The 23114-nt window shown below is 72.1% G+C and carries 21 protein-coding genes and 3 pseudogenes; 13 read left to right on the forward strand and 11 right to left on the reverse strand.

Going from position 1 to position 23114, the window contains the following annotated elements; translation table 11 throughout:
- The 6 genes from ACIA79_RS26485 (at position 1) to ACIA79_RS26510 (ending at position 10424) form a co-directional block, all read left to right on the forward strand.
- The gene (locus ACIA79_RS26485; RefSeq protein WP_399430830.1) at positions 1-5223 is read left to right on the forward strand and encodes a beta-ketoacyl synthase N-terminal-like domain-containing protein; all 5223 of its coding nucleotides are present in this window, start codon (positions 1-3) and stop codon (positions 5221-5223) included.
- Positions 5220-5549 (forward strand): phosphopantetheine-binding protein, encoded by a 330-nt coding sequence (locus ACIA79_RS26490; RefSeq protein WP_399430831.1) that lies wholly within the window; start codon positions 5220-5222, stop codon positions 5547-5549. The genes ACIA79_RS26485 and ACIA79_RS26490 overlap by 4 nt, the downstream gene beginning before the upstream one ends.
- The gene (locus tag ACIA79_RS26495; protein ID WP_399430832.1) at positions 5546-6391 is read left to right on the forward strand and encodes an alpha/beta fold hydrolase; all 846 of its coding nucleotides are present in this window, start codon (positions 5546-5548) and stop codon (positions 6389-6391) included. Before ACIA79_RS26490 ends, ACIA79_RS26495 begins: the two co-directional genes overlap by 4 nt.
- Positions 6388-7752, forward strand: a complete 1365-nt coding sequence (locus ACIA79_RS26500; RefSeq protein ID WP_399430833.1) for a glycosyltransferase — start codon at positions 6388-6390, stop codon at positions 7750-7752. The genes ACIA79_RS26495 and ACIA79_RS26500 overlap by 4 nt, the downstream gene beginning before the upstream one ends.
- Before the next feature lie 194 nt (positions 7753-7946).
- On the forward strand, positions 7947-8987 hold the full coding sequence (locus ACIA79_RS26505) for a class I SAM-dependent methyltransferase (protein ID WP_399430867.1): 1041 nt from the start codon (positions 7947-7949) through the stop codon (positions 8985-8987).
- A 168-nt stretch (positions 8988-9155) separates the two neighbouring features.
- Positions 9156-10424 (forward strand): serine hydrolase domain-containing protein, encoded by a 1269-nt coding sequence (locus ACIA79_RS26510; protein ID WP_399430834.1) that lies wholly within the window; start codon positions 9156-9158, stop codon positions 10422-10424.
- Between the two features lie 308 nt (positions 10425-10732).
- Here the strand turns inward: ACIA79_RS26510 and ACIA79_RS26515 are convergent.
- Positions 10733-10940 (reverse strand): annotated as a pseudogene (locus tag ACIA79_RS26515) (IS5/IS1182 family transposase); the annotation flags it as partial.
- 768 nt (positions 10941-11708) lie between these two features.
- Here ACIA79_RS26515 and ACIA79_RS26520 point away from each other — a divergent pair.
- The 3 genes and pseudogenes from ACIA79_RS26520 to ACIA79_RS26530 all read left to right on the forward strand — a co-directional run.
- Positions 11709-12338, forward strand: coding sequence for a hypothetical protein (locus tag ACIA79_RS26520; protein ID WP_399430835.1), 630 nt, complete (start codon positions 11709-11711; stop codon positions 12336-12338).
- 207 nt (positions 12339-12545) lie between these two features.
- Positions 12546-13175: a hypothetical protein gene (locus tag ACIA79_RS26525; protein WP_399430836.1), complete on the forward strand. Its 630-nt coding sequence runs from the start codon at positions 12546-12548 to the stop codon at positions 13173-13175.
- Positions 13176-13265: 90 nt separating this feature from the next.
- Positions 13266-14055 (forward strand): annotated as a pseudogene (locus ACIA79_RS26530) (helix-turn-helix domain-containing protein); the annotation flags it as partial.
- Positions 14056-14173: 118 nt separating this feature from the next.
- Here the strand turns inward: ACIA79_RS26530 and ACIA79_RS26535 are convergent.
- Positions 14174-14560 carry a DUF4440 domain-containing protein gene (locus ACIA79_RS26535; RefSeq protein WP_399430837.1) on the reverse strand — a complete coding sequence of 129 codons (387 nt, stop codon included), beginning with the start codon at positions 14558-14560 and terminating at the stop codon, positions 14174-14176.
- 97 nt (positions 14561-14657) lie between these two features.
- Positions 14658-15410 (reverse strand): DUF1963 domain-containing protein, encoded by a 753-nt coding sequence (locus ACIA79_RS26540; protein WP_399430868.1) that lies wholly within the window; start codon positions 15408-15410, stop codon positions 14658-14660.
- Positions 15411-15980: 570 nt separating this feature from the next.
- On the opposite strand from ACIA79_RS26540, the gene ACIA79_RS26545 reads away from it, so the two are divergent.
- Positions 15981-16508, forward strand: a complete 528-nt coding sequence (locus ACIA79_RS26545; RefSeq protein ID WP_399430839.1) for a transglycosylase SLT domain-containing protein — start codon at positions 15981-15983, stop codon at positions 16506-16508.
- A 276-nt stretch (positions 16509-16784) separates the two neighbouring features.
- Here ACIA79_RS26545 and ACIA79_RS26550 read toward each other — a convergent pair whose 3' ends face one another.
- The 4 genes from ACIA79_RS26550 to ACIA79_RS26565 all read right to left on the reverse strand — a co-directional run bounded on the left by ACIA79_RS26550 (position 16785) and on the right by ACIA79_RS26565 (position 18581).
- Entirely contained in the window at positions 16785-16958 is a 174-nt protein-coding gene (locus ACIA79_RS26550; RefSeq protein ID WP_399430840.1) for a hypothetical protein, read from the reverse strand.
- An 83-nt stretch (positions 16959-17041) separates the two neighbouring features.
- The gene (locus tag ACIA79_RS26555; protein ID WP_399430841.1) at positions 17042-17320 is read right to left on the reverse strand and encodes a GNAT family N-acetyltransferase; all 279 of its coding nucleotides are present in this window, start codon (positions 17318-17320) and stop codon (positions 17042-17044) included.
- Positions 17321-17681: 361 nt separating this feature from the next.
- Positions 17682-17900, reverse strand: coding sequence for a hypothetical protein (locus ACIA79_RS26560; protein ID WP_399430842.1), 219 nt, complete (start codon positions 17898-17900; stop codon positions 17682-17684).
- 192 nt (positions 17901-18092) lie between these two features.
- Entirely contained in the window at positions 18093-18581 is a 489-nt protein-coding gene (locus ACIA79_RS26565) for a MarR family transcriptional regulator (RefSeq protein ID WP_399430843.1), read from the reverse strand.
- Between the two features lie 94 nt (positions 18582-18675).
- Between ACIA79_RS26565 and ACIA79_RS26570 the strand changes: the two genes are divergently transcribed.
- Positions 18676-19059, forward strand: coding sequence for an HGxxPAAW family protein (locus tag ACIA79_RS26570; protein WP_399430844.1), 384 nt, complete (start codon positions 18676-18678; stop codon positions 19057-19059).
- Positions 19060-19223: 164 nt separating this feature from the next.
- On the opposite strand, the gene ACIA79_RS26575 is transcribed toward ACIA79_RS26570, so the two are convergent.
- Entirely contained in the window at positions 19224-19679 is a 456-nt protein-coding gene (locus ACIA79_RS26575) for a hypothetical protein (RefSeq protein ID WP_399430845.1), read from the reverse strand.
- Positions 19680-19856: 177 nt separating this feature from the next.
- Between ACIA79_RS26575 and ACIA79_RS26580 the strand changes: the two genes are divergently transcribed.
- Positions 19857-20804 (forward strand): GlxA family transcriptional regulator, encoded by a 948-nt coding sequence (locus ACIA79_RS26580; RefSeq protein ID WP_399430846.1) that lies wholly within the window; start codon positions 19857-19859, stop codon positions 20802-20804.
- Positions 20805-20813: 9 nt separating this feature from the next.
- A pseudogene (locus tag ACIA79_RS26585) lies at positions 20814-21220 on the forward strand (transposase); the annotation flags it as partial.
- Between the two features lie 15 nt (positions 21221-21235).
- Here the strand turns inward: ACIA79_RS26585 and ACIA79_RS26590 are convergent.
- The 3 genes from ACIA79_RS26590 to ACIA79_RS26600 all read right to left on the reverse strand — a co-directional run bounded on the left by ACIA79_RS26590 (position 21236) and on the right by ACIA79_RS26600 (position 22785).
- Positions 21236-21637: a hypothetical protein gene (locus tag ACIA79_RS26590; protein ID WP_399430847.1), complete on the reverse strand. Its 402-nt coding sequence runs from the start codon at positions 21635-21637 to the stop codon at positions 21236-21238.
- A gap of 151 nt (positions 21638-21788) precedes the next feature.
- The gene (locus ACIA79_RS26595; protein ID WP_399430848.1) at positions 21789-22085 is read right to left on the reverse strand and encodes a hypothetical protein; all 297 of its coding nucleotides are present in this window, start codon (positions 22083-22085) and stop codon (positions 21789-21791) included.
- Positions 22086-22458: 373 nt separating this feature from the next.
- Positions 22459-22785, reverse strand: a complete 327-nt coding sequence (locus ACIA79_RS26600; protein ID WP_399430849.1) for a hypothetical protein — start codon at positions 22783-22785, stop codon at positions 22459-22461.
- Positions 22786-23114 lie beyond the last annotated feature (329 nt).

Below are 23114 nucleotides of genomic sequence, written 5' to 3' on the forward strand. Positions count from 1 at the left end.
GTGACCCGCCCTCCGTACGGGGCGGGCGCCGGCGCCGTCCCCGTCGCGATCACCGGCATGGCCGTGCTGCTGCCGGGCGCGCCCGACCTCGGCTCGTACTGGCGCAACCTGTGCGCCGGCGCGGACGTCATCGGTGAGGTCCCGCCGGGGCGCTGGGACACGGCCTACTACCACCCCGGCAGCGCGCCGGAGCCGGCGGCGGCCGACCGCGTCTACTGCCGGCGCGGCGGGTTCGTGGACGCCGTCGCGGAGGTGGACGTCACCGGGCTGGGGGTCATGCCGCGCTCCGTGCCCGGCACCGAGCCGGACCAGCTGATCGCCCTCCACGTGGCGGCGAACGCGCTGGCCGACGCGGGCGGCACCGACCGGCTGCCCGACCGCGACCGCATCGGGATCGTCCTCGGGCGCGGCGGCTACCTCACCCCCGGCCTGGTCCGCCTGGACCAGCGCGTCCGAACCGCCCATCAGCTCGTGCACACCCTCGGCGAGCTGGTGCCCGGTCTGGATCCGGGCCAACTGGAGCGGGTGCGGGCGGCGTTCACCGAACGCCTGGGCCCCGACCGGCCGGAGGACGCCATCGGGCTGGTGCCCAACCTCGCCGCCTCCCGGGTCGCCAACCGCCTGGACCTCCGGGGTCCCGCCTACACGGTCGACGCCGCATGCGCGTCGTCGCTGCTGGCCGTGGACCAGGCGGTCGCCGCGCTGGCATCCGGGCGGTGCGACCTCATGCTGGCCGGGGGCGTGCACCACTGTCACGACATCACGCTGTGGAGCGTCTTCTCGCAGCTGCGCGCCCTCTCCCCCACCGAGCGGATCCGCCCCTTCCACCGCGGCGCCGACGGGCTCCTCATCGGTGAGGGCACGGGTGTGGTGGTGCTCAAACGCCTCGCCGACGCGGAACGCGACGGCGACCGGGTCTACGCCGTGATCCGCGGTACCGGGATCAGCAGCGACGGCCGGGCCTCCGGCCTGGTGAACCCCGACCCGGCCGGGCAGGCACGAGCGGTGCGGGCGGCCTGGCGTGCCGCCGGCCTGGATCCCGCGGCTCCCGGCTCGCTGGGGCTGCTGGAGGCACATGGCACGGCCACCCCGGCCGGCGACGCGGCCGAACTGGCCACCCTGCGCGAGGTGTTCGGGCCCGCGGATACCGGACCGTCGGCACACCGGGCCGTGATCGGATCGGTGAAGTCCATGATCGGGCACGCCATGCCCGCCGCGGGGGTCGCCGGGCTCGTCAAGGCGGCGCTGGCCGTCCACCACGGTGTGCTGCTGCCGACTCTTCACTGCGAGGATCCGCATCCCGCGCTGGCGGGGACCCGCTTCCGGCCGCTCGCAAAGGCGGCTGACTGGGAGGCCGGGCCGGGCGGCGGGCCGCGCCGGGCGGCGGTCAACGCGTTCGGGTTCGGCGGGATCAACGCGCACGTCGTCCTCGAACAGGCCCCGCACAGCGCGGGCGACGCGCCGGCCGCCGTTCCCGCCGCGCCCACGCCCGTGACACGGCCTGTGCCGGCGCGGGCGACACGGGCGGCGTCGGCGCGGGTGGTGGTCGACGAGCCGGAGCCCGTACTGCTCCTGGCCGCCTCCACGGCCGACGCCCTCATCGGCCTCCTCGACGAGCACGCGGCGTCAGGGGCCGCGGGCCCGGCAGGCGGTTGCCCGGTGGACGGCGCGGACGCCGGGCCGGTACGGCTGGGCATCGTGTGCCCCACCCCCAAGCGGCTCGCCCTCGCCCGGCGGGCCGTCGCCAAGGGCGAGCCCTGGCACGGGCGCGGCGACGTGTGGTTCCGGCCGTACCCGCTGCTCGGCGAGGGTGCGCCCGAGGCCGGCAGGACGGTCTTCCTGTTCCCCGGGCTGGAGGCCGAGTTCGCGCCGCGGGTCGACGACGTCGCCGACCGGTTCGGCCTGCCCCGGCCGCCGGCCGCACCCGCCCCGGTTCCGGGCGCCGGTCCGGGCGGCGGCCCCGGCGATCCGCGCGGCCCCGGGCGGCCGAGCAAGCCGGGCGGCCCCGGCGGGCTGGACGGCGATCCCGGCGGGCTGGGCCGGCACGGGCTCGGTGTCGTCGCCGTCGGCCGCCTGATGGACGCCGTGCTGCGCCGCATCGGCGTCGTCCCGGACGCGGTCGCCGGACACAGCGTCGGCGAGTGGACGGCGATGGCCGCCGGCGGGTTGTACGAGGAGGCGGCGGTGGACGCGTTCATGGCCGCCCTCGATCCCGCGACGATCCGGGCCGCCGACCTGGCGTACGCGGCCGTCGGCGCGCACGCCGACCGGGTGGCCGAACGGCTGGCCGCCGGGGACCACCCGGGTGTGGTCGTGTCGCACGACAACGCGCCCCGCCAGTCCATGGTGTGCGGACCGCCCGCGGCGGTGGAGCGGTTCGCCGCCGCGCTGCGCGCCGAGGGCGTGCTGGTCCGCACGCTGCCGTTCCGCTCCGGCTTCCACACCCCGATGCTGGCACCCCACCTCGGGCCGTTCCGGGACGCCGCGGAACGGCTGCCGCTGCGTGCCCCGCACACCCCGGTCTGGTCCGGCACCACCGGTGCGCCGTTCCCGGCCGACGAGGCGGGGATCCGGGAGCTGTTCGTCCGCCACCTGCTCGAACCGGTCCGGTTCCGCCTGCTGACCGGGGCGCTGTACGAGGCGGGGTTCCGCGTCTTCGTCCAGGCCGGGCCCGGGCAGCTCGGCTCCCTGGTGGGTGACGCGCTGGCGGGGCGGGACCACCTGGTGGTGGCCGCCAACACCCCTCAGCGCGGGGGGCTCGACCAGCTCCGGCGCGTGGCCACCGCCCTGTGGGCGGCCGGCGCCGCCACCGGTCCGCAGGCCGTCGACGCGCCGGCCGCGTCCGGGCGCGCCGGGCGGTTGGTCCGGCTGGATCTCGGCGGCGCGCTGGTGACGCTGCCGCCATCGGTCCGTCCCTCCCTGGCCCCGTACCTCTCGTCCGCCGCTGTGGCCAGCGCGCGGGGCGCCGCGCCGGGCACCAGTCCGGAGGCTGTCGTCCCGGAGGCTGCTCTCCCGCGTACGGTCGTTCCGGAGGCTGTTCTCCCGGAGGCGGTTCTTCCGGGGGCCGAAGGTGCTTCGGCCGGCGTTCATACCGCCGACGTCGCTGCGGCCGGGCCCGGTTGCGTGCCGGCGGCTGCCGGACCCGTGGCGGCGGAGCTGTCGGCCCTGCTGCAGGAGACCGCAGAGGCCGCGCGGACCGCCGCCACGCTCCTCGCCGCCGCCCGCCCGGCCCAGCCCGTACGCCGTCCGGCACCACCGCCCGCCGTACGGCCCGTACGAGGTCCCCTGCCCGCCGGCCACGGACGACTGCCGGGAACACCGCCCGCGCGTCCGACGGCGTCACCGCCGGGACCACTGCCGGGAACACCGCCGGGGCCGGAGTCGAGACCGGAATCGGGGCCGGAGTCGGGGGTCGCCGCCCGTCCGGAGGGCGGGCCGCGGCAGCCGGGTGCCGTCGCCGGTGGTCCCGTGCGGCACGTGCGTGTCTCGGTGGAACACATGCCCTACCTGCTGGACCACTGCTTCTACCCGCAACGGCCGGGCTGGCCGGACGTGGCGGACCGGTGGCCGGTGGTGCCGGCGACGACGATCGTGGCGCACCTCATGGCGGTGGCCGAGCGTGCCGCACCCGGGAAGGTGGCCGTGGCGGTGCACGACGCGTGCTTCGACCGGTGGCTGACGGCGTCCGAACCCGTGGACGTCCCGGTCACCGTCACCCCGCACGGGCCGGGCCGGATGGCGGTGTCGTTCGGTCCGCAGGCGCGCGCCGTCGTGGAACTGGCCGCCCGCCACCCTGCGGCCCCGCCGCCGCCCGCACCGCCGGACCACGCCTCCGAACGGGTTCCGGACCATACCGCCGAGCAGATCTACCGCGAGCGCTGGATGTTCCACGGCCCCGCCTACCAGGGCATCAGCCGGCTCACGGCGGTCGGTGACCGGCACGTGCGCGCCACCCTCACCGCACCGCCCGCGCCGGGCGCCCTGTTGGACAACGTCGGCCAGGTTCTCGGTTACTGGATCATGGCGACCCGCACGGACCGGACCGTGGTCTTCCCCGTGCGGATGCGGCACATGCGCTTCTTCGGCCCGTCCCCGCTGCCCGGCACGCCGGTGGATTGCCTGGTGCGGATCGTCTCCCTCACGGACACGGTCCTGGAGGCCGACGCGGTGCTCACCGTGGCCGGCCGGGTGTGGGCGGAGCTGACCGGCTGGCAGGACCGCCGCTTCGACAACGACCCGCACACCCGGCCGGTGGAGCGGTTCCCCGACCGCAACACCCTCTCGGTGCCCGGGCCGGGCGGTTGGTCGCTGGTGTTCGAACGCTGGCCCGATCTGGCCTCACGGGAGCTGATCATGCGCAACATGCTGGGCGGACCCGAGCGTGCCGCCTACGCCGCCAAACCGCCGCGCGGCCGCCGGCAGTGGCTGCTGGGCCGGATCGCCGCCAAGGACGCCGTGCGCCGTCTGCTGTGGGACGCCGGGGAGGGGCCCGTCTTCCCCGCCGAACTCCTCGTGGACAACGAGCCGTCGGGACGGCCCCGGGTGACCGGGCGGCACGGGCGTACGCTGCCGCCGCTCGAGGTGTCGCTGGCGCACCGCGCCGAGGCGGGTGTCGCGCTCGCCCGCCCCGGGAACCCGCCGGCACGGCCGGGCCGGGACGGTGCGCAGGCGGACCGGCCGGAGCCGGGACCGGGGATCGACATCGAGGAGATCGCCGTGCCGGCGGAGGCGACCGTGGCCACGGCGCTCGGCCCGGCGGAACGCGTACTGCTGACGGCGTGCGGGGCGCGCTCCGGCGAGCCGCCGGAGCTGTGGTTCACCCGCTTCTGGGCGGCCAAGGAAGCCGTCGCCAAGGCGGAGGGCACGGGCTTCGGCGGCCGTCCCAGGGACATCGCGGTGACGGCCGCGGACGGGGAGCGGTTGACGGTCCACGTCCACCGGCCGGCCACACCGCACTCCCCCGGTCCACCGCACACCCCGGACAGCGCCAACACCCCGGGCACCGCGGCCGCCCCGGAAGCGCCGGAAGCGCCGAAAGCCCCGGACGCCCCGGACGCCCCGGACGCCCCGGACGCCCCGGCCCGCGTGTACAGGGTCGACTGCGTACAGGTCGCCAACCCGCCAGGACTGCCACCGCGCGCGTACGTCGTGGCGTGGACGACCGGCCCGGACCCGGAACCGCCGGGACAGGGCTCCGACCGTGAGGAGGGGGACGAGTCATGACGACCAGCCGGCCCGCAGTGTACGACGGCGCCCACGAGTCGGAGGTGCTCGCCGAACTGACCGCCATGATCCGGCACGTGCTGGAGGGATACGAGCTGGAAGAGGGCGAGATCACGATGCGGACCCGCTTCGGCAGCGACCTCGAACTCGAGAGCATCGACCTGGTCACGCTCGCCGGGCTGCTGGAGGAACGCTACGGCGGTGCGGTCAACTTCGCCGAGTTCGTGGCCGGCATGGAACTGGAGGAGATCATCGAGCTGGACGTGGGCCGGCTGGTCGAGCACATCTGTGTGTGCCTGAAGGCCGCGGACGGGGGCCGGCCGTGACCGTCCTCGACACCGGCCGGGTCCGGCTGCACGTGCAGCGCCTCGCGCCCACGGGGGGCGGTCCGGCACGGGCCACCGTGGTACTCGTCCACGGGCTGCTCACCGACAGCCTCGCCAGTTACTACTTCACCGTGGCCCCGGCCTTCGCCGCCGCCGGACTGGACGTGGTCATGTACGACCACCGGGGACACGGCCGCAGCGCACGCCCCCCGTCCGGATACGGGCTCGACGCCTTCACCGACGACCTGGACGCGGTGCTCACCGGTACCGGCGTGTCCGGGCCGGTGCACCTGGTGGGCAATTCGTACGGCGGGACGGTCGCGTTCGCGTACGCCCGGCGGCGCCCGGAGAGGGTGGCGAGCCTCGTGGCCGTCGAGTCGGAACCCGCCACCGCCGCTTGGGCGGTCAAGCTCGCCCGGCTGCTGGAGCGGGTCCGCCACGAGATGAGCGTCAACGAGAGCGCCGCCCTCGACTGGATCGCCGCCCACCACGGCGGCCACACCGCCCGCCTGGCGAAGTCCGCCGGACGGCTGGTCCGGGACACCACCCTCGCCCGGGACATCCCGGCGAGCCCGGTGCTCGACGACACGCAGATCCGCTCCATCCGCTGCCCCGTCCTCGCGCTCTACGGCGCCGAATCCGATCTGGCCGAACAGGCCCCGCGGCTGCGCGCGCTTCTGCCGCACTGCACCACCGAACTGGTGCCGGGCCTGCGGCACTCGGTGCTGGTGGAGGCGCCCGGGCGGGTCCGGGACGCCGTCCTGGACTGGGTCGCCCGCCAGGGCCCGGGGACGACGGCGAGGAAGCCGGTCGCGGCCGGGCCGGAGGTGCGCTCCCGGTGAGCTCCTTCCTGTTCGTCGTGCCGCCGCTGGTCGGACACGTCAACCCGCTCGTGGGAGTGGCGTCCGCGCTCACCGCCCGCGGCCACCGGGTGGTTTGGGCGGGCGAACCCGCGCTGGTGCGCCGCCTGGCCGGACCGGACGCCGTGGTGCACCCGTGCCCGTCGAGCCCGCCGCCCGGAGCAGGCGGACCGGGTGATCCGGGCGAACGGAGTGACCCGGATGACCCGGGTGATCCGGGCGGGCTCGGCGCGGACGGGCCCGGCGGACGCAGCGGACCCGGCGGGCGCGCCGGGACCGGGCCCGGCGAGGGCCGGAGTGGCGAGGTCGGACCCGGCGAGACCGGGCTCGGCGAGGCAGGGCCGCGCGCCGTCCGGGCGCCGGACCTGCGCGGCCCCGAGGCGCTGCGCTTCCTGTGGGAACGCTTTCTGGTCCCGCTCGCCGAGGCGATGGCGCCGGGGGTGAGGCAGGCGGTCACCGCCTTCCGGCCGGACGTGGTGGTCGCCGACCAGCAGGCGCTCGCCGGAGCCCTGGTGGCCGAGGACCTGGGGCTGCCGTGGGTGACGTCGGCGACGACCTCCGCGGAGTTCGCGGACGCGCTCGCCTCGATGCCGCGGGTCGCCGCCTGGAACGACATGCTGCTGAGCGACCTGCGGGAACGGATCGGACGTCCGGGCGGCACCTGCGACCCCCGGTTCTCCCCGCACCTCGTGCTGGCCTTCAGCACGCCTGAACTGGCCGGGCCCGCCCTGCGCGGTGGCGATCGGATCCGCTGGGTCGGCCCCTCGCTGGCCGCCCGGCCCCGCCCCGCCGCGTTCCCCTGGCACCGGCTCGATCCCGGCCGGTCCCTGGTGCTGGTGACGCTCGGGACCGCGAACGCCGGCGTCGGCGCACGGTTCCTCACCGAGGCGGCGGGCGCGGTACGGGCCCGGGCCGGGCGGGTGCAGGCCGTGGTGGCCGACCCGGAGGGGGTGCTCGGCGAAGGGACCGGCGACCCGGACGTCATCGCGCTGCCCGTCGTCCCGCAACTCGACCTCCTGGAGCGCGCCGCCGCGGTGGTCTGCCACGCGGGTCACAACACCGTGTGCGAGGCGCTGTGGCACGGGGTGCCGCTGGTGGTGGCGCCCATTCGCGACGACCAGCCGGTGATCGCCGCACAGGTGGCGCACGCCGGGGCGGGGGTCCGGATCCGCTTCGGGCGGGCCGGTGCCGCGGCGATCGGGGCGGCGCTGGACACCGTACTGGGCGAGCAGCGGGTACGGGCCGCGGCCGCGGAGGTCTCCGCCGCCTTCCGTGCGGCGGGTGGCGCGGCCGCCGCGGCGGACCATCTCGAACGGCTGGCACGGCAGGAGGACCGCGTATGAGCTCCGCACCGCACGCCGGCCCCGGCGACTCCGCCGACTCCGGTCCTTTCGCCGACCCCGGCGACCGCAGTGCCCCCGGAAGCACGAGGGACGTCCGGGGCGCCGAACAGCAGGGGGACGAACCGCGTGGCACGCCCGGCACCGCCGCCTCCCCCGCCACCGGCCGTACAAGGCGCCGGGAGCGCGCCGCCCGGGTGGCCGTGCTGCGCGCCGCCTACCGGCGGGAACTCGCTGACGGCACCGGGGTCTTCTTCGAGGCCCGGCAGCACCGGTGCCCCTGGTGCGGCTCGGCCCGGCTCGGCGGCCGGCTGCGCACCACCGACCTCCTGCAGCACAAGCCGGGCGAGTTCTGCCTGGACCGCTGCCACGACTGCGGGCACATCTTCCAGAATCCCCGGCTCAGCGAACGCGGACTCGCATTCTATTACCGGGACTTCTACGACGGTCTGGGCGAGGAGCGCCTCGAAGGGCTGTTCGCGGGCGGCACCGCGTCGTACCGCGCGCGGGCCGAGTCGGTGCGCCCGCACCTGACCGGCCGGTCCGAGTGGCTGGACGTGGGGACGGGACACGGGCACTTCTGCGCGAGCGCCGGTGAGGTCCTGCCGGAGGTGGTTTTCGACGGTCTCGACCGCTCCGACGGCGCGGAGCTCGCCCAGCGGGCCGGGCGGGTGCGCAACGGGCATCGCGGGACGTTCCCGGAACTGGCGGCGAAAAGGCCGGGGTCGTACGACGTGGTGAGCATGTTCCACTACCTGGAGCACGCGCCCGACCCGCAGGACGAGCTGGAGGCAGCGCACGCCGTGCTGCGGCCGGGAGGGCTGGTGGTGATCGACGTACCGGACCCGGAGAGCCGCTTCGCGCGGCTGCTGGGACGCTGGTGGCTGCCGTGGCTCCAGCCGCAGCACCTGCACCTGGCGCCGGTGGCCAACCTGCGCCGGCGGCTGGGCGAGACCGGCTTCACGGTACTGGCGGAGGAACACGCACGGGCGCACGACGCGGTGGACCTGGTGGCGGCGGTGTGGCTGGCCCTGGACGCGCTGGCGCCCCGCGAGGACCTGCCCTGGCTGCCGGAGGCGCCGGGGCCGGTGCGCCGGGCGGCACGCGGCGCCACCCTGCTGGCCGGCGTACCGCTGCTGCTGGCGGCCACCCTGCTGGACCGGGCGGTGGCGGCGCCCCTCGCCGGACGGTGGGGACTGACCAACGCCTACCGGCTGGTCGCGCGGCGGGAGGCGTGACCCGTCAGCAACCGGCAGGCGTATCCGCCCGGGACGAGGCCGCGGGGACAGGCCGCCGCGTCCTCGTCCGGGCGGTGGAGCGGTGCGATCAACCGGCGGACGTGGTCCGGCGTCCCTCCCAGCACGGAGGGACACACCTCTACCGGCAGTGATCTGGAGGCCTCACCGATGAAGCAGCCGTCGGCAACCCGTACCGCCTTACTCGCACTGGCTCTCGCCGCAGCCCTGGGAGCGTCCGCGCTCGCCCCGTCCGCGTACGCGGCGCCGGCAGGACGTGGGCACGAGGCGACCCGGACGGCACTGCGCGATCTGGTCGAGCGGGGCGGACTGCCCGGAGTGGCCGCCCAAACCCACCGCGGCAAGGAGAGGTGGTTCGGCACGGCCGGTTTCGCCGACACCTCGACCGGCCGCAAGCGTTCGGCCGGTGACCACTTCCGCGCGGCCAGTATCACCAAGACGTTCATCGCCACCGTCCTGCTCCAGCTCGAGGCGGAAGGGACGCTGAGCCTGGACGACACCGTCGAGACATGGCTGCCCGGCCTGGTACGGGGCAATGGCCACGACGGCACCGGGATCACGGTGCGTCAGCTCCTCAACCACACCAGCGGGCTCGCCGACTACGCCGCCGACGAGGCTTTCCGGCACGACGCCTCCGGCCCCGGCTTTCCGGAGCACCGGTACGACACCCACACGCCCGAGGAACTGGTCGCGATCGCCCTCAGGTACCCGCCGCAGCCGGACCCCGTGAAGGCGCCGCGCTACTCGAACACCAACTTCATCCTCGCCGGGATGATCATCGAGGAGGCTACGGGCCGTTCGTACAGCGAGGAGGCCACGCGCCGCATCATATGGCCGCTCGGCCTGCGCGGCACCTCGTTCCCCGGCGCAGCACCGCAGATGCCGAAGCCGCACCCCGTCGGCTACTCCAGGCTCCACCAGGATGCCCCCGACGCGGCGATCCACGATGCCACCGAACAGAACATGACCTGGCTGGGCGCCGCCGGCGATGTCATCTCCACCACCGGTGACCTCAACCGCTTCCACCGCGCCCTGATGCGCGGCGAGCTGCTGCCCTCCCGGCAGATGCGGCAGCTCCTCGAAGAAGTACCGGCGAACGGCGGGTTCGGGTTCGGACTCGGGGTCGAGTACGCGGTGTTGTCCTGCGGAGTGAAGGTGGTGGGCAAGAGCGGCCGTACGAACGGCTCCCTGTCCGCGATGGTCGGCACGACCGACGGGAAGCACCAGTTGACGTTCAACGCCAACGGTGACTGGCTGCAGGACGAAGCGCTGTACGTCAACGTCATCGAAGCGGAGTTCTGCGGCCGCACCCCGGCCCCGGCCGGCACCCCGTCTGCTCCGGGGGTGCGGATGCTCGATCCCCTCGTCGATCAGGGAGCGTGGAAGCGGGAGTTGGAACCCGGCCCGGTATCGCGGTGAAGTCAGCATGACGGAGAAACCGCTGCACCGGCCTTATCCGGGCTCCAGCCTGTTTTTCGGAAGTGCGAGCTGTCGGTGGTTCCGGGGGCTCGGTCGCTGTGATGTCGTCATCACCTGGGATGCTCCTGCGCATGAAGCAGAGAATCACGCCCGTTCTCACGCGGACCACCGGGATGCATGAGGTCTCCTCCGATCTGAGACGTCAGCTCGTCGACTGCTGGATCGCGGTCACGAACGCGGGCGGTGCGGCGGGATTTCCCTTCCCACCGGTCCATGAAGACGACAAATGAGTCGAGCGGCAAGGTAGAGGCGGCCTGATAGGCGACGGCGAGCTTGTCCGTCCGCATGGCCAGTCCGCGCCACTGCCTGAGCCGGTTGAGGCACCGCTCGACCGCGTGGCGCTGCTTGTACGTGTCGGCGTCGAAGGCGGGCGGCCTCCGCTGCGGCCTGCCAGCAGGCGGTGGCGGACCTGGTGGGAGGGTGCGGGATGACTGCGCGGATCCCACGTCGGCAGAGACGGTGGTCGGCCGGCCGTCGGCCATAGACCGGATCGGCCGGTATCAACGGCTCGATCCGGTCCCACATCGGATGAGTGATCACCAGCCGGGCAGGCACACCTCAGCCGACAAGCGGATCGAAGAGACACGGCCTAGTGCCGCATCAGGCAACGTTCGCCCTGTTCACGATCTCGCGTGGGCACCTTCGGCGGCATGCTCGTTTCCCCTCAGCCACAGGTCTACTTATCCCACTCCTCGCAATATGAGCCGCACAACCCAAGCCCCCAAGCCCCCACGCCCCTGGCCTGCGAACACACCGAAATGAACAAGGGCCGACGGGACGGCGCGCCGATGCACCGCAGCTTATGTGCAAATCACAATTATCACCCCACCGGGGGCCATTTTCACTATTGATTATGCCAATTGGGTAATCCCCCGGCGGGGCGGTTTGCGCCCCAGTGGTCGAGCCACCGGCGAGGAAAGCAAACGGTCATCCCGGGCGAGCCGGGGCGCTGGACCGTCACGGTTGCTGCGGCAGGGTCCTGGCACAAGCACGTCTCGGGCAGTCGCAGCGGAACTGAAGTGCGCCCACAGCCACACCGAAAGACGGCCGGGTCATCCCCGCCGCCACACAAACCCGGAGGCTTACATGTGTAACGCCCCTGTTCCCTGCGCACCGTACGGCGGCCGATCGCCGTGCGCCTCTTCGTGCCCGCCGCCGTGCCGCAGCTCCTCGACGCTGCTGCTGTGCGACACCACCACCGCGACCCCGGTCACGCTCACGGTCGTGGACGACACCGTCGCCACTCTCGGTCTGGAGGCGAGGTTCCCGGACCTGCCGGGTTCGCATGCCGCCCTGTGGTCCGGCGGTGCCCTCACCTACCCGGCCGACCCGAACGGCTCCGCCGGCGACGGCACCCAGGTCTATCGAACCGCCGTCGGCCGCATCACCGCCACCCCGCCATCCAGCTGCGAAGGAGCCGCCGGAACACTCACCGCCTCCGCGCGCGTCACCCTGAACGGACCAGGAGCGGGCCAGGCCCAAGTCGGCTCACTGCGGCTGTATCGCAACACCACACTGACAGGCTTCGACAACGTGACGCCGAACGCCCCCGTCGGCCACGTCGAGACACTGACCGTCTCCGCCCCCATCACAGCGGCAGACCTCGCCAGCGGCAACCTCTACGTGGCTCTGTACCTGGAAACCTTCCACGTCACCAGCAAGTCGTGGACCGCCGACCAGTTCTCCATCACCGCACAACTCAACGGATGCACCGTGCAATTCCTGCGCACCTTCGTCATCGACTGCAACACCGGCACCGTCCTCTGCCACTCGGACACCACCCTGGACGGACGCCCGTACACGCCCACCGGCCAAGTCGGCCAGTGCAGCACACCCAACAGCACGTCGAGCTAGTGCCGAACCAGGAGAGCGGCCGGGTCACCTTGCCGCCAGAGACGCCGGGAGGCGTACATGTGTAACCCCCCTGTTCCCTGCGCACCGTACGGCGGCCGAACGCCGTGCGCCGACCCGTGCCCGCCGCCGTGCCCGCCGCCGTGCCGCAGCTCCTCGACGCTGCTGCTGTGCGACACCACCACCGCGACCCCGGTCACGCTCACGGTCGTGGACGACTCTGTCACCACGATTGGCCTCGGGCGGGCCTTCCCGGACCTGGCGGGTTCGCATGCCGCCCTGTGGTCCGGCGGTGCCCTCACCTACCCGGCCGACCCGAACGCCTCCGCCGGCGACGGCACCCAGGTCTACCGAACCGCCGTCGGCCGCATCACCGCCACCCCGCCATCCGGCTGCGAAGGAGCCGCCGGAACACTCATCGTCTCCACACGCGTCAGGCTGCATGGGCCGGGTGCGGGCCAATGGCAAGACGGTTCACTGATGCTGTATCGCGGCACCACACAGATCGCCGAAGACCAAGCGACGCGGTTCGCCCCCGTCGGCCACGTCGAGACACTGTCCGTCTCCGCCCCCATCACAGCGGCAGACCTCGCCAGCGGCAACCTCTACGTGGCCCTGTACCTGGAGACCTTCCACATCGCCAGCAAGTCGTGGACCGCCGACCAGTTCTCCATCACCGCACAACTCAACGGATGCGCCGTGCAATTCCTGCGCACCTTCGTCATCGACTGCAACACCGGCACCGTCCTCTGCCACTCGGACACCACCCTGGACGGACGCCCGTACACGCCCACCGGCCAAGTCGGCCAGTGCAGCACACCCGACGACAGCTCGCTCTGACGCTGCACCGGACAACGTCTGCCCCGCTGCGATGTGACGCGCCGCCCGGCGGCTGTGCCCGGGCGGCACGTGTCGGTCACCCCGTCCGGGGTGGCGATACGAGTGCAGGTCCGTGAGATCGGTGATGACGAGGGGCGGCGGTTGCTGCGGATCACCCGCAGGGGTACCGGGTCGGTGGTGACCTGGCGGCGGGCCCAGATGGTTCTGCTGTCCGCGCGGGGTATGCCGGTGGCGAGGATCTCCAAGGTGTCGTTCACCGGCGACGACCGGGTCAGGGATGTGATCCACGACTGCAACAGCAGCGGCATTCGACTCGCTGTATCCGAAGTACTCCGGAGGCCGGCCGAAGACGTTCACGCTGCCCGAGCGACGCGAGATCAAGATCGCCATGTCCAAGCCCCCCGAGCACGACCTGCCGTTCTCGACCTGGAGTCTGACCAAGCTGGCGGACTTCCTGGTCACCGAGGGGGTGGTCGACGACATCAGCCACGAGGGCCTGCGCATCCTGCTCCGCAAGGAAGGCGTCTCCTTTCAACGCCTGAAGACCTGGAAGACCTCACGCGATCCGGACGACGCGGCCAAGAAGGCCCGCATCGAGCACCTCTCCGCGATCGCCGACGGAGAGGTCGTACCCGAGGACGGCGAACCCGACGTTGTCTTCTGCATGGACGAGCTCGGACCGCTCAGCCTGATACCGCACCCGGGCCGGCAGTGGGCCGAACGCGATGGCAGGCACAAGGACCCCAACCGCGAGCCCCGTCGGCGGCGGCGGGTGACCTACAACCACTACGGCGGAGTGCGGCACCTGTTCGCCGCCCTGGACCTGACCAAGGACAAGCTCTACGGCCACATCAAGCCGGTCAAGAGACGGACCCCGTTCCAGTCGGAATCACCGTCAGGTAGTTGTCACTCATTGTCCGCATTCCCCCGCCCACCGGGCCCGTCCCCCGAGCGGGGCTGAACGGCGTGCGTTCGGCTCCGGCACGACCTGCTCGCAGTTACATGCTGTCGGGCGGAACGGGCGTGGCCTGGTGGTAGTACATCTGCCAGGTTGCGTCCGTGCCCTGCTTGCGCCAGAGCGAACTGCGCCGTGCCCGGTTGCCATCCAGCGTGGTCTCGTAGGTGAGGTGTACCAGCCCGGGGGCCAGCAGGACACCGGTGAACTCAGAGGGCTCGTAGCGCGGACCGCTTTCTGTCGCACCGTCCATCTCGGGCATCGCGGCGAGCATCTCGTCATACGTCCACCGCCTCCCCGAAGCGCCGACCTCTACGAAGTCCGGGTCCAGGAGTTGCCGGGCAAGCGAGCGTGATGCGCGCACCTCGGGGTCCATGAGGCGCAGCTCGCCTGCGATCGCTTCGCGTACCTCGTCTGTCTCTCGGCTCATGCAGGCATCTTCACTCAAGTGGCCGAGCCCATCGCAACCGAATTGCCACACGGAGCACAGCTCGACTTGAGGGCTGGGCACACCTGTCGAGACGCCCTCACGCGACTTCGTAGGATCGGCGGACGTTGCGGAGGTCCCCGGCCCGCAGATCCTCGTCACGGATCCAGAAGGACACATTGACGACCTCGCCCCACGCGGTGCCGGCTTCCGCCTCCAACTGGAGCAGTGGCCGATGTCCCGTCGGCCGAGGGGTGTCCCAGCTGTCACACCAGCCCAGCAGACGGTGGCGCGGGGCGGGCAGAAGGGTGGACAGCGCCTCGGCCAAGTTGATCAGAGCCATGACGTCACCACCAACGGCCCGATCGGCCTCCGTGTCCGCCAGGGTGGGTACCGACGGCAGCGCGCACGCCTCCAGCGGCAGGGCAGGCAGAGCGGGACCATCGCCCTCTCGCGGCCCGCCGGATCCGGCCGCTACGTGCAGGACACGGCAGCCGTCGTCGCCGAGGTCGAAGCTGAACTCCGCGGCGAAGTCATCGTCATGGAAGAAGAGCAGGTGGCCGCTCCCGGGAAGCGTCCAGTCCTTGCCCAGCAGATGCGCCGCTCGGCGGCAGTCCACCTGAGCCAGCAGCACCATCGGCTGCCCTCGGTAGTGGGGCCATTCGAACGACTCGTCGGTTCGCGGCAGGCCCCCGATCAAGCTGTCCGACTCGAAGGAGTCGGTTCGGGCGGAGAACCCCACTGATGGCCTGACCAGGGGCAGGAACCGTTCCGCAGCATCCGTGCCCAACTCGGTGCGGATGATCTCATCGATCGCTCTTCGGTTGCCGGAATCGCGGCCCGCACTATCCATGAGCGCCAAGTTTGTCACCACGCTATGACACGGCTCCGTCGGCACGGCGCAGCCGGGCAGCACGCGGCGGCGCAAGGAGGGAGCGCGTCCCCGTACGCGCTTGCAGGGCTCCCAGCGGCTTGCGGCGGAACCAGCGCGGGCCCCGCAGGCCGGCGCCCGCACCCTGAACACCGCATCCGGGCAGCACCACTCCCGGTGACGCAGCGCGAACCGCTTTCACACTGAGCAATACGGGCCCACTGGGACGCGCCGCCGTTGTGATGCCGCGCATAGGGGCTGCGTCACGTCCTAAGGGCGGTAGTACACCGGGGTCCCGCGGACCCGCGTCCTGGTGGCATTCCGCCCGCTCACACCGGACCTTGCTATGCGGTCGGGTAGTACGTCACATCCTTGCGCTGCCCCCGAAGCGCCCTTAACCATGGCTGTCGTTCCGGGGAGCCCCGGTCCGGACCGGAGTGCAGTCGGTTTCACCCGACCGCCCGGCGCCGCCACGCGGAGAGCTTCTCCGCATCAGCCGCGCCGCAACCGGTCGGCCTTCCCCAAGTCGTCCCAGATGGAGATCACGCACGTATGACCGCGCCCACGCACCGCACCACCAGCCGCATCGCCCGATTCCGCAAGCTCTCCGTCACCGGCATAGCCACCGCCGGTGCGGCAGCAACGGCGCTGATGCTGTCCCCGTCGGCCGCCCAGGCCGCAACGGTGCCGGCGAATCTCCCGGCGGCCCAGGTGTCGGCGGCGGACGCCCCGGCGGCGAAGAAGGCGAAGAAGCAGTACGCCGACAACCTCGACGGCTGGATCAAGGAAGCCCTGGACATCATGAAGTCCCACAACATCCCGGGCACCTACGAGGGTCTGCACCGCAACATCATGCGCGAGTCCTCGGGCAATCCGAACGCGCAGAACAACTGGGACGTGAACGCGCAGAACGGCACGCCGTCGAAGGGCCTGCTCCAGGTCATCCAGCCGACCTTCGACGCCTACCACGTCGCCGGCACCCCCCATGACCTGACCGACCCGGTCGCCAACATCACCGCGGCCGCCAACTACGCGGCCGACAAGTACGGCTCCATCGACAACGTCGACTCCGCCTACTGATCCTCCTCGCCCGGCCCCGGCAGCGCCGACACCACGGCGGCGGACGGGCGGGCCACAGTGGCCCCACCACCCGAGCCGCGGTGCTGAACAGCAGTCGAGGCGACGAGTGCTCCGGCAGCGACGCCGACGTCGCGGAGCGAGCGCGGAGCGGGCAGCGAGCCGTCCCTCCGGTCTTTGGCCCCTGATCCGCCCCCTGCCGTGACTGCGTCGGCCACGCAACAAGGGCCCGGTGCTGCGTGCACCGGGCCCTTGTTGCGTCACCGCCTGGGGGCGCGATCAGCGGCGGAAGTCGTCCTTCACGCCCTCCTTGCCCGCTCGGGCCTTGCCCCGTGCCTCCAGTGCGGCGCCCTTGGCGGCGGTTGTGTCCTTGCCCATCGCGTGGGCCAGCTTCCTCACGGCCTTCCCGACAACCTGCTCGGTCGTGGCCTTGGCCTTCTCCCCGGCGCTCATGTCGGTCCCTTCGTCGACGCTCTACAACTTCGCCTGCCCCGGACGCCGGCATGGAAACGGTGCCTTGCGTGCCGCGAGACCGCTCATGCAGGAGGCCGCGTCGTCCTCAACTCGGCATGAACATCTGCGGTGTGCCGGCTTTCGACGAGCGCCGCCCCGTGGTGGCGCAACGCTGCGAGCGCCGCCGCGTTGTCGCTCGTGGTGTCCGCGACGACGGCTCGCGCACCGGCTGCGGCAGCTTCGCCGAGGAGCATGCGGAGTGCGGCGGTACCTATGCCGCAGCCGCGTCGGGAACGGGCGAGCCACATGCCGGTTTCGAGGACTGCACGACCGTCACGGACTGCCAGACGGGCTGAACCCACGATTCTCCCCTCGCAGTGATCGCAAAGGTGGCCTCTCGGAGGGGGCCGTCGAGTCCAGGACGGCGAGCGCGGTGCCAGGTCCTGAAGGCTTCCTGCCGTTCAGGCGTCCAGCCCGGCGGGCCTGCCACGGGAGGCATGACCTCCTCAGGAGCCGCGTCGTCCACGGCCACCGCGAGGAGTTCTTCGAGATTCCCCTCATCCACCTGCCGCAACTCCACCCGACCGACCATGCTGCTTCCCCTCCGCTCGCCCCGCCGCAGGATGTCGATCCTCACGTCCCTCGGGGCGTTGCGGGAGCGGTTTTCACTGGGCCGCCAGCCGTCCGGGACCGGTGCGGCGGACGGCGGCCGCCGCTGCACCTTCAGCCGAACAGATGGCTGATGCCGCCCTGGCCATCGGTGCCGTTCCAGATGACAGCCCCCACCCAGAAGGGGAACCAGAACACCGACTCCGGCAGGAGGGGGGCGGCGACGAACCACGCGAGGGGCAGGACAGCGAGTACCAGGCAGCAGCACCCGCCGCCCCTGCCCGTGCCCTTGCCCCTTCCGACAGCGGGCGGCTTCCCTGTGTTCGTAGGCATTCCGCAAGGCTAGGCGGCGCCCGCAGCGCGTCGCATGAGCATCCGTACTCACCCCTCACGTACGCACGCCGCACTGTTCCGGGCGGGTCGGCCGACACCTGGAGCGGCGGGCCCGGCGCGGTGTGCGCATGGGCGGGCCCGGCGCGGTGTACGCATGGGCAGGGGTCCGGCGCGCCCCGGCCGTCCGGTCGGTCAGGTCGTTCCGCGGCTGCGGACCTCCTCCAGGGACGCGCGCATGATGTCGGTCGCGCGAGTGAGCCAGTCGGAGAGCACCGCGATCTCCTGGGCGGAGTAGTCGGCGAACAGCTCGGCGATCCGGCGATGGTTGCCCTCGTAGACCTCGTACACGCGGGCCGCAGCGGATACGTCGGCGACCACGCGTACGCGTCTGCGGTCGACGGGGTCGCTCTCTCGACGGGCGTACCCCGCCCGTTCCAGCCGGTTGATGACACCGGTGATCGCCCCGGTCGTCAGCTTCGCACGCTGGGCGAGCTCACCGGCGCTGATGGTCTCCTGCGCCCCCTGCGCCTCCAGGATGAAGCCGAGGCAGGTGAGGTCGGTGACGTTCAGCCCGAGCCTCTGCGCCACGTCGTGCTGGGCGACGATGCCCAGCGCGATGAGGTGATCCATCTGGGCGTGGGCCTGCTCCGCCGTGGCGGGGGGCCGTGCCTTGCCGTCCACCCAATATTCCCTTAGTCTCTAAGTAACTTAGCTCGCGAGATAAATTTCTCTCCTGACCTGGGGAGCCTATCTCCAGCCACGTGAAAGGCATGCCATGAGCGCACACGGAGACGTCGATCTGGGCCACACCGTGGCCGGCTGGACCGGCACGGCGATCGGTCTCACCGGTCTCGCCGTCACGGGACTGGCCGTCATCGCCGTGTCCCTCCCCCTGGCGCTGCTCGGCGCGGGGATCCTCGCGGTTGCGGCTGCCGCGACCTGGGTGCTGCACCTTCTCGGCTGGGGCAAGCCCAGCGGAGTGCGTCCGCCGGAGGAATGGTCCTGGAAGGTACGCGACCGGGCGGCGAGGCACGGCCACCGGGACTGCCTCGGCTGCCGCATGGCGGGCAGGCGCCCCACGGCGGCCGCCGCCCCCGTCCCGGTGCAGCTCCCCGAGCCCACCACGGCGGTGGTGGCGGCCACCACCACCGCACGGTGAGCATCCGCCCGTAGGCCTCCGGGTCACGTGGTCACGTTCCCCCTCCGCGGTCGCGATCGACCACCTCTTCGCCGTCGCGTACCACGGCGACGCCGCCTTCGCCGGGTCATCGGTGCGTGCAGCCCTGCGTCCCTGGATCGCGCGCCAGGGCCCATGAGGGAGTCCTAGGCGCCGGTCGTGGACCCTGGCCGGATGATCATCAGTACCGTCACGACCGCCCACAGCAGGTTGAACACCCCGGTGACCATGGCGAGCCGCACGGTCGCCTCCCGCGATCCGCCGCCGCCCCCTTCGAGCAGCGCGCTCTGCCCGGGCAGGACAAGGACGGCCAGGACCAGAGCGGCGAGGGCGGTCAGCCCGATGGACACGATCAGCCAGGCGTCACCGAGCACTCCCATGCTGCTCGCGGTGGCGAACCCGAAGACCGGTACGACGACGCCGACGGTTGCGTACACCCGGCAGATGCGATGCAGCAGCTCCACGGTCCCCGTGGCCTGCGGATCGTCGGGCGACGCCATGGCACGGCGCATGGCGGGCGGGAACATGCTGGCGGCAACGGTGACGGGCCCGATCGCGACGATCGCGGCGAGGACGTGGACGGAGAGGAGGAACTTGTTCACGATGGTGACGCTAGGCGGGCGCGAAGGCGCGCGAGAAGTGGCAATAGTGCCAGGGTCCAGCGGATTCTCGCCAGGCCGCGTTCATGCTGCTGTCCGAACACTCTCGCTGGTGGGGGGCGCGGGAGGCGGTTGGCGGGATCCCGTTGCCCCACCGCGGCTCCGCCATACGATGCCGCCATGCACACCGTCGCCGTACTGGCCCTTGACCGGGTGATCCCCTTCGACCTCTCCGCACCGATCGACGCCTTCGGCTGGACCCGGCTGCCGGACGGCCGGGAGGCGTACCGGGTACGGGTCTGCTCGGATCAGGAGGAAGTGAACGCGGGCGCCTACACGATCCGGGCGCCCTACGGGCTGGAGGCGCTGGCCGAGGCGGACACGATCATCCTGCCCGGCGTCGAGGACCCGCCGGACCCGCTGCCGCCGCACGTCGCCGAGGCCCTGCGCGGGGCGGCTGCGGAGGGCGCGCGCATCGCCTCCGTCTGCGTGGGCGCGTACCTGTTCGCGGCGACGGGCCTGCTGGACGGCCTGCGTGCCACCACGCACTGGATCGCGGCGCCGGACCTGGCGGCGCGCTATCCGAAGGTGACCGTGGACCCGAATGTGCTGTACGTCGACAACGGCCAGTTCTTGACCTCGGCAGGCGCGGCGGCCGCCCTGGACATGTGCCTTCACATGATCCGCAAGGACCACGGCTCGGCGGTCGCCGCCCACGCCGCCCGGATGTCCGTGATGCCGCTGGAACGGGAAGGCGGACAGGCGCAGTTCATCGTGCACGACCGACCGCCGGTGCCGTCCGGCGCCGCCTTCGAGCCGCTGCTGAGCTGGCTGGAGGACAACTGCGACCAGAACCTGACGCTGGACGACATCGCGGACCGCGCCGGGATGAGCACCCGTACGCTGAACCGCCGCTTCCGCGAGCAGACGGGAACGACGCCGTTGCAGTGGCTCCACCGGGCGCGGGTGCGACGGGCGCAGTACCTGCTGGAGGCGACGTCCTCATCGGTGGAGCGGATCGCCGGGCAGTGCGGGTTCGGCTCGCCGACGGCGTTCCGGGAGCGCTTCCGGCGGGTGGTGGGGACGAGCCCCCAGGGCTATCGCAGGGCATTCCGTCAGGGGGTCTAGGCCGTTTCGTTGGCGTTCGTCATCACGCCGGGGCAGGCCGGTGGCGCACCCGCATTCGAGTAGCTCATGGCGAGGTTACGGGTGCCCGGACGGATCGGCCGTGCCAGGGTCACGCCGGACGCGGTCCTGGCCGACAAGGCGAATCCGTCCCGGGCGATCCGCCTCCATCTGAGGCAGCGGAAGATCCGGCCGGTGATCCCACAGCGGGCGGACCAGGCCGCGAACCGCAAGCGGCGCGGCCGGCTCGGCGGCCGTCCCCCGGCCTTCGACCGCGAGACCTACAAGCAGCGGAACACCGTCGAGCGGTGCATCAACAACTCAAGCAGTGGCGCGGCCTGGCCACCCGCTACGACAAACGCGCCAGCCACTACCAAGCCATGGTCACCCTCGCCTGCCTCCGACTCTGGCTCCCATGACTTTCCGGACACGGCCTAGGCCTCGGACGCCGAGGGAAGGCGGGCGAAGCCGGCGATGCGCGGGGAGAACGTCGGCTCGAGCTGCTCACCGAGGGCGGAGCGCAGACCTGCCGCAACGTCGGCGTCCGGCTCCCCGAACACCTCGAAACGCTCCACCCGGCAGTGCTTCATCACCTCCTGGATGTACGGATCCGTTAGCTTCCAGTGCACACGCACAGCGTCGGAGTCCTGATAGAGCTGAAAGCTGTGCGCGAGCATCCGCTCCTCGTCCACGAACGTCTGCACCATCAGCTGAGGCCCGTACTGCTCCGCGAACGCCACCGCCTGGGCGATGGCGTCGCGGAAGCTCTCCAGATGGCCGTCAGCGATGCGCATGGTGTTGCGGAAGAGCAGAACTGCGTTGCGTGAATCGGTCATGGCTCCACACTGGCACCTCAACCAAGGTTGAGGTCAAGAACTGCGTAGCGACGCGTTCTGCGCAGCTTGGACCGGCGCTTGCTCCGGACTCGAAGCGGAGCCCTGCGCAGGGACCCAGGTCAGCGATCGCCACCGGAGCATGGGACCCAGGTCAGCGAATGTCGCCGGAGTAGTGGAAGCGACAGCTCACACCCGGCCCCGGTACACACGGTTCGCCGGGGCGCGGCTCGTACACCGACCGGCCTCCGGGGAACTGCCCGAGCTCGGTGGGCAAGGCCACGCCGGCGCCGACTTCCTCCGGTCGCCACCCCGTGATGTCCAGCAGCAGCCCGTCCAGCGGCCCGCCGATGAGCGTGGCATACGTGTGGTGCGGCAGCGGGCCGGGGTGGGGGTCGTCGTGGTCCCGGCCGTAGACCCGGCCGCGCAGCAGTTGCTCATCTCCGTTCATACCGGCCAGCCTTGCAGCCACCACTGACAACACGGATTCACCGCGGGAGTCGCACCGGACGCGGTGCGAGCGGACACAGAGGTACGCCGGTGCACAGAGGTCGCGTCGGCGTCGGGCGGGCGTGAGGTCGCCCTCCGGCGCAGACGCTCCGGGCGCGGGGCTCGGGATCAGGCGCCGGCGGTGGCGCGTGCGCCGCGCGTAGGAGCCGGAGCCGTCAGCAGCGCGCAGGGCAGCGGCGGACTCGGCAGCGCGCCGGCACGCCGCGTCAGTGGCCTCGGCTGCGGCGCGGCGGCGGCTCCGGGGGCATACTCCGTCCTCGGAGTGACGGACAGGCCGAGCCTCGCCCCTGGGAACCGCCGCCGGTCAATTCGGCCTAGTAGGTGTAGCTCAGCCCCGACTTGTACGGCGTCAGGCTGCGCTGGCCGACGACGCCGCGGTAGGTGTACCAGCCCCACTTCTTGCACATGGTCTGGTAGCTCAGGGTGTTGTAGGACCCGGAGCCCACCCGAACCCGCGGGTAGATGACGTTGTCACCCCAGTCTCCCCCGGCCGGTCCGCTGGAGTAGGCGTCGACCGCCCAGTACACGCCCACGACCGAGCCGCCGGACGGGCAGTTCCACTGGCCGAAGTTGACCCAGACGTTCCCCCCGGTCCACGCACTGGCCGGTGCGGCGCTGAGGCCGACCATTCCCAGCGCCATCAAGGAACCCGCCAAGCCCAAGCGGGCCGTGCGGAGCAGCGAATCACGCATAAGACCTCCCCTTGCGCCAGGTCCGGCCCACGATCGGGCGCTTCTCCCGGCGAGACGAGAGCCTCCCACGACAACCAGGTGATTGTCTGACTTTTAATGGAATGAAGGAGTATTAGATTATTTGTACGTTATTGCGATGCCTGCTCGATCCGGTCGGCTCAACGCCGGCACCAGCCGGGGTGCACATGTGCGGTGCAGTCCGTATCAGCCGGTGCTGCGCCGGCGCGCCATCCGGCGACCCGGCCGAGCGAGCCCCGGCGTACCATACGCTCGGTGAC

Origin of the sequence: Streptomyces sp. NPDC051310, assembly GCF_044455245.1 — a bacterium.
Taxonomy (GTDB): Bacteria; Actinomycetota; Actinomycetes; order Streptomycetales; family Streptomycetaceae; genus Streptomyces.

Coding starts and splice junctions, on each gene's coding strand:
- ACIA79_RS26550 (WP_399430840.1), bottom strand. CDS start 16,958: ATGAGCGCCGGGGAGAAGGCCAAGGCCACGACCGAGCAGGTTGTCGGG.
- ACIA79_RS26570 (WP_399430844.1), top strand. CDS start 18,676: ATGAGCGCACACGGAGACGTCGATCTGGGCCACACCGTGGCCGGCTGG.
- ACIA79_RS26535 (WP_399430837.1), bottom strand. CDS start 14,560: ATGAGCCGAGAGACAGACGAGGTACGCGAAGCGATCGCAGGCGAGCTG.
- ACIA79_RS26590 (WP_399430847.1), bottom strand. CDS start 21,637: ATGACCGATTCACGCAACGCAGTTCTGCTCTTCCGCAACACCATGCGC.
- ACIA79_RS26560 (WP_399430842.1), bottom strand. CDS start 17,900: ATGCCTACGAACACAGGGAAGCCGCCCGCTGTCGGAAGGGGCAAGGGC.
- ACIA79_RS26545 (WP_399430839.1), top strand. CDS start 15,981: ATGACCGCGCCCACGCACCGCACCACCAGCCGCATCGCCCGATTCCGC.
- ACIA79_RS26510 (WP_399430834.1), top strand. CDS start 9,156: ATGAAGCAGCCGTCGGCAACCCGTACCGCCTTACTCGCACTGGCTCTC.
- ACIA79_RS26580 (WP_399430846.1), top strand. CDS start 19,857: ATGCACACCGTCGCCGTACTGGCCCTTGACCGGGTGATCCCCTTCGAC.
- ACIA79_RS26600 (WP_399430849.1), bottom strand. CDS start 22,785: ATGGCGCTGGGAATGGTCGGCCTCAGCGCCGCACCGGCCAGTGCGTGG.
- ACIA79_RS26595 (WP_399430848.1), bottom strand. CDS start 22,085: ATGAACGGAGATGAGCAACTGCTGCGCGGCCGGGTCTACGGCCGGGAC.
- ACIA79_RS26490 (WP_399430831.1), top strand. CDS start 5,220: ATGACGACCAGCCGGCCCGCAGTGTACGACGGCGCCCACGAGTCGGAG.
- ACIA79_RS26540 (WP_399430868.1), bottom strand. CDS start 15,410: ATGGATAGTGCGGGCCGCGATTCCGGCAACCGAAGAGCGATCGATGAG.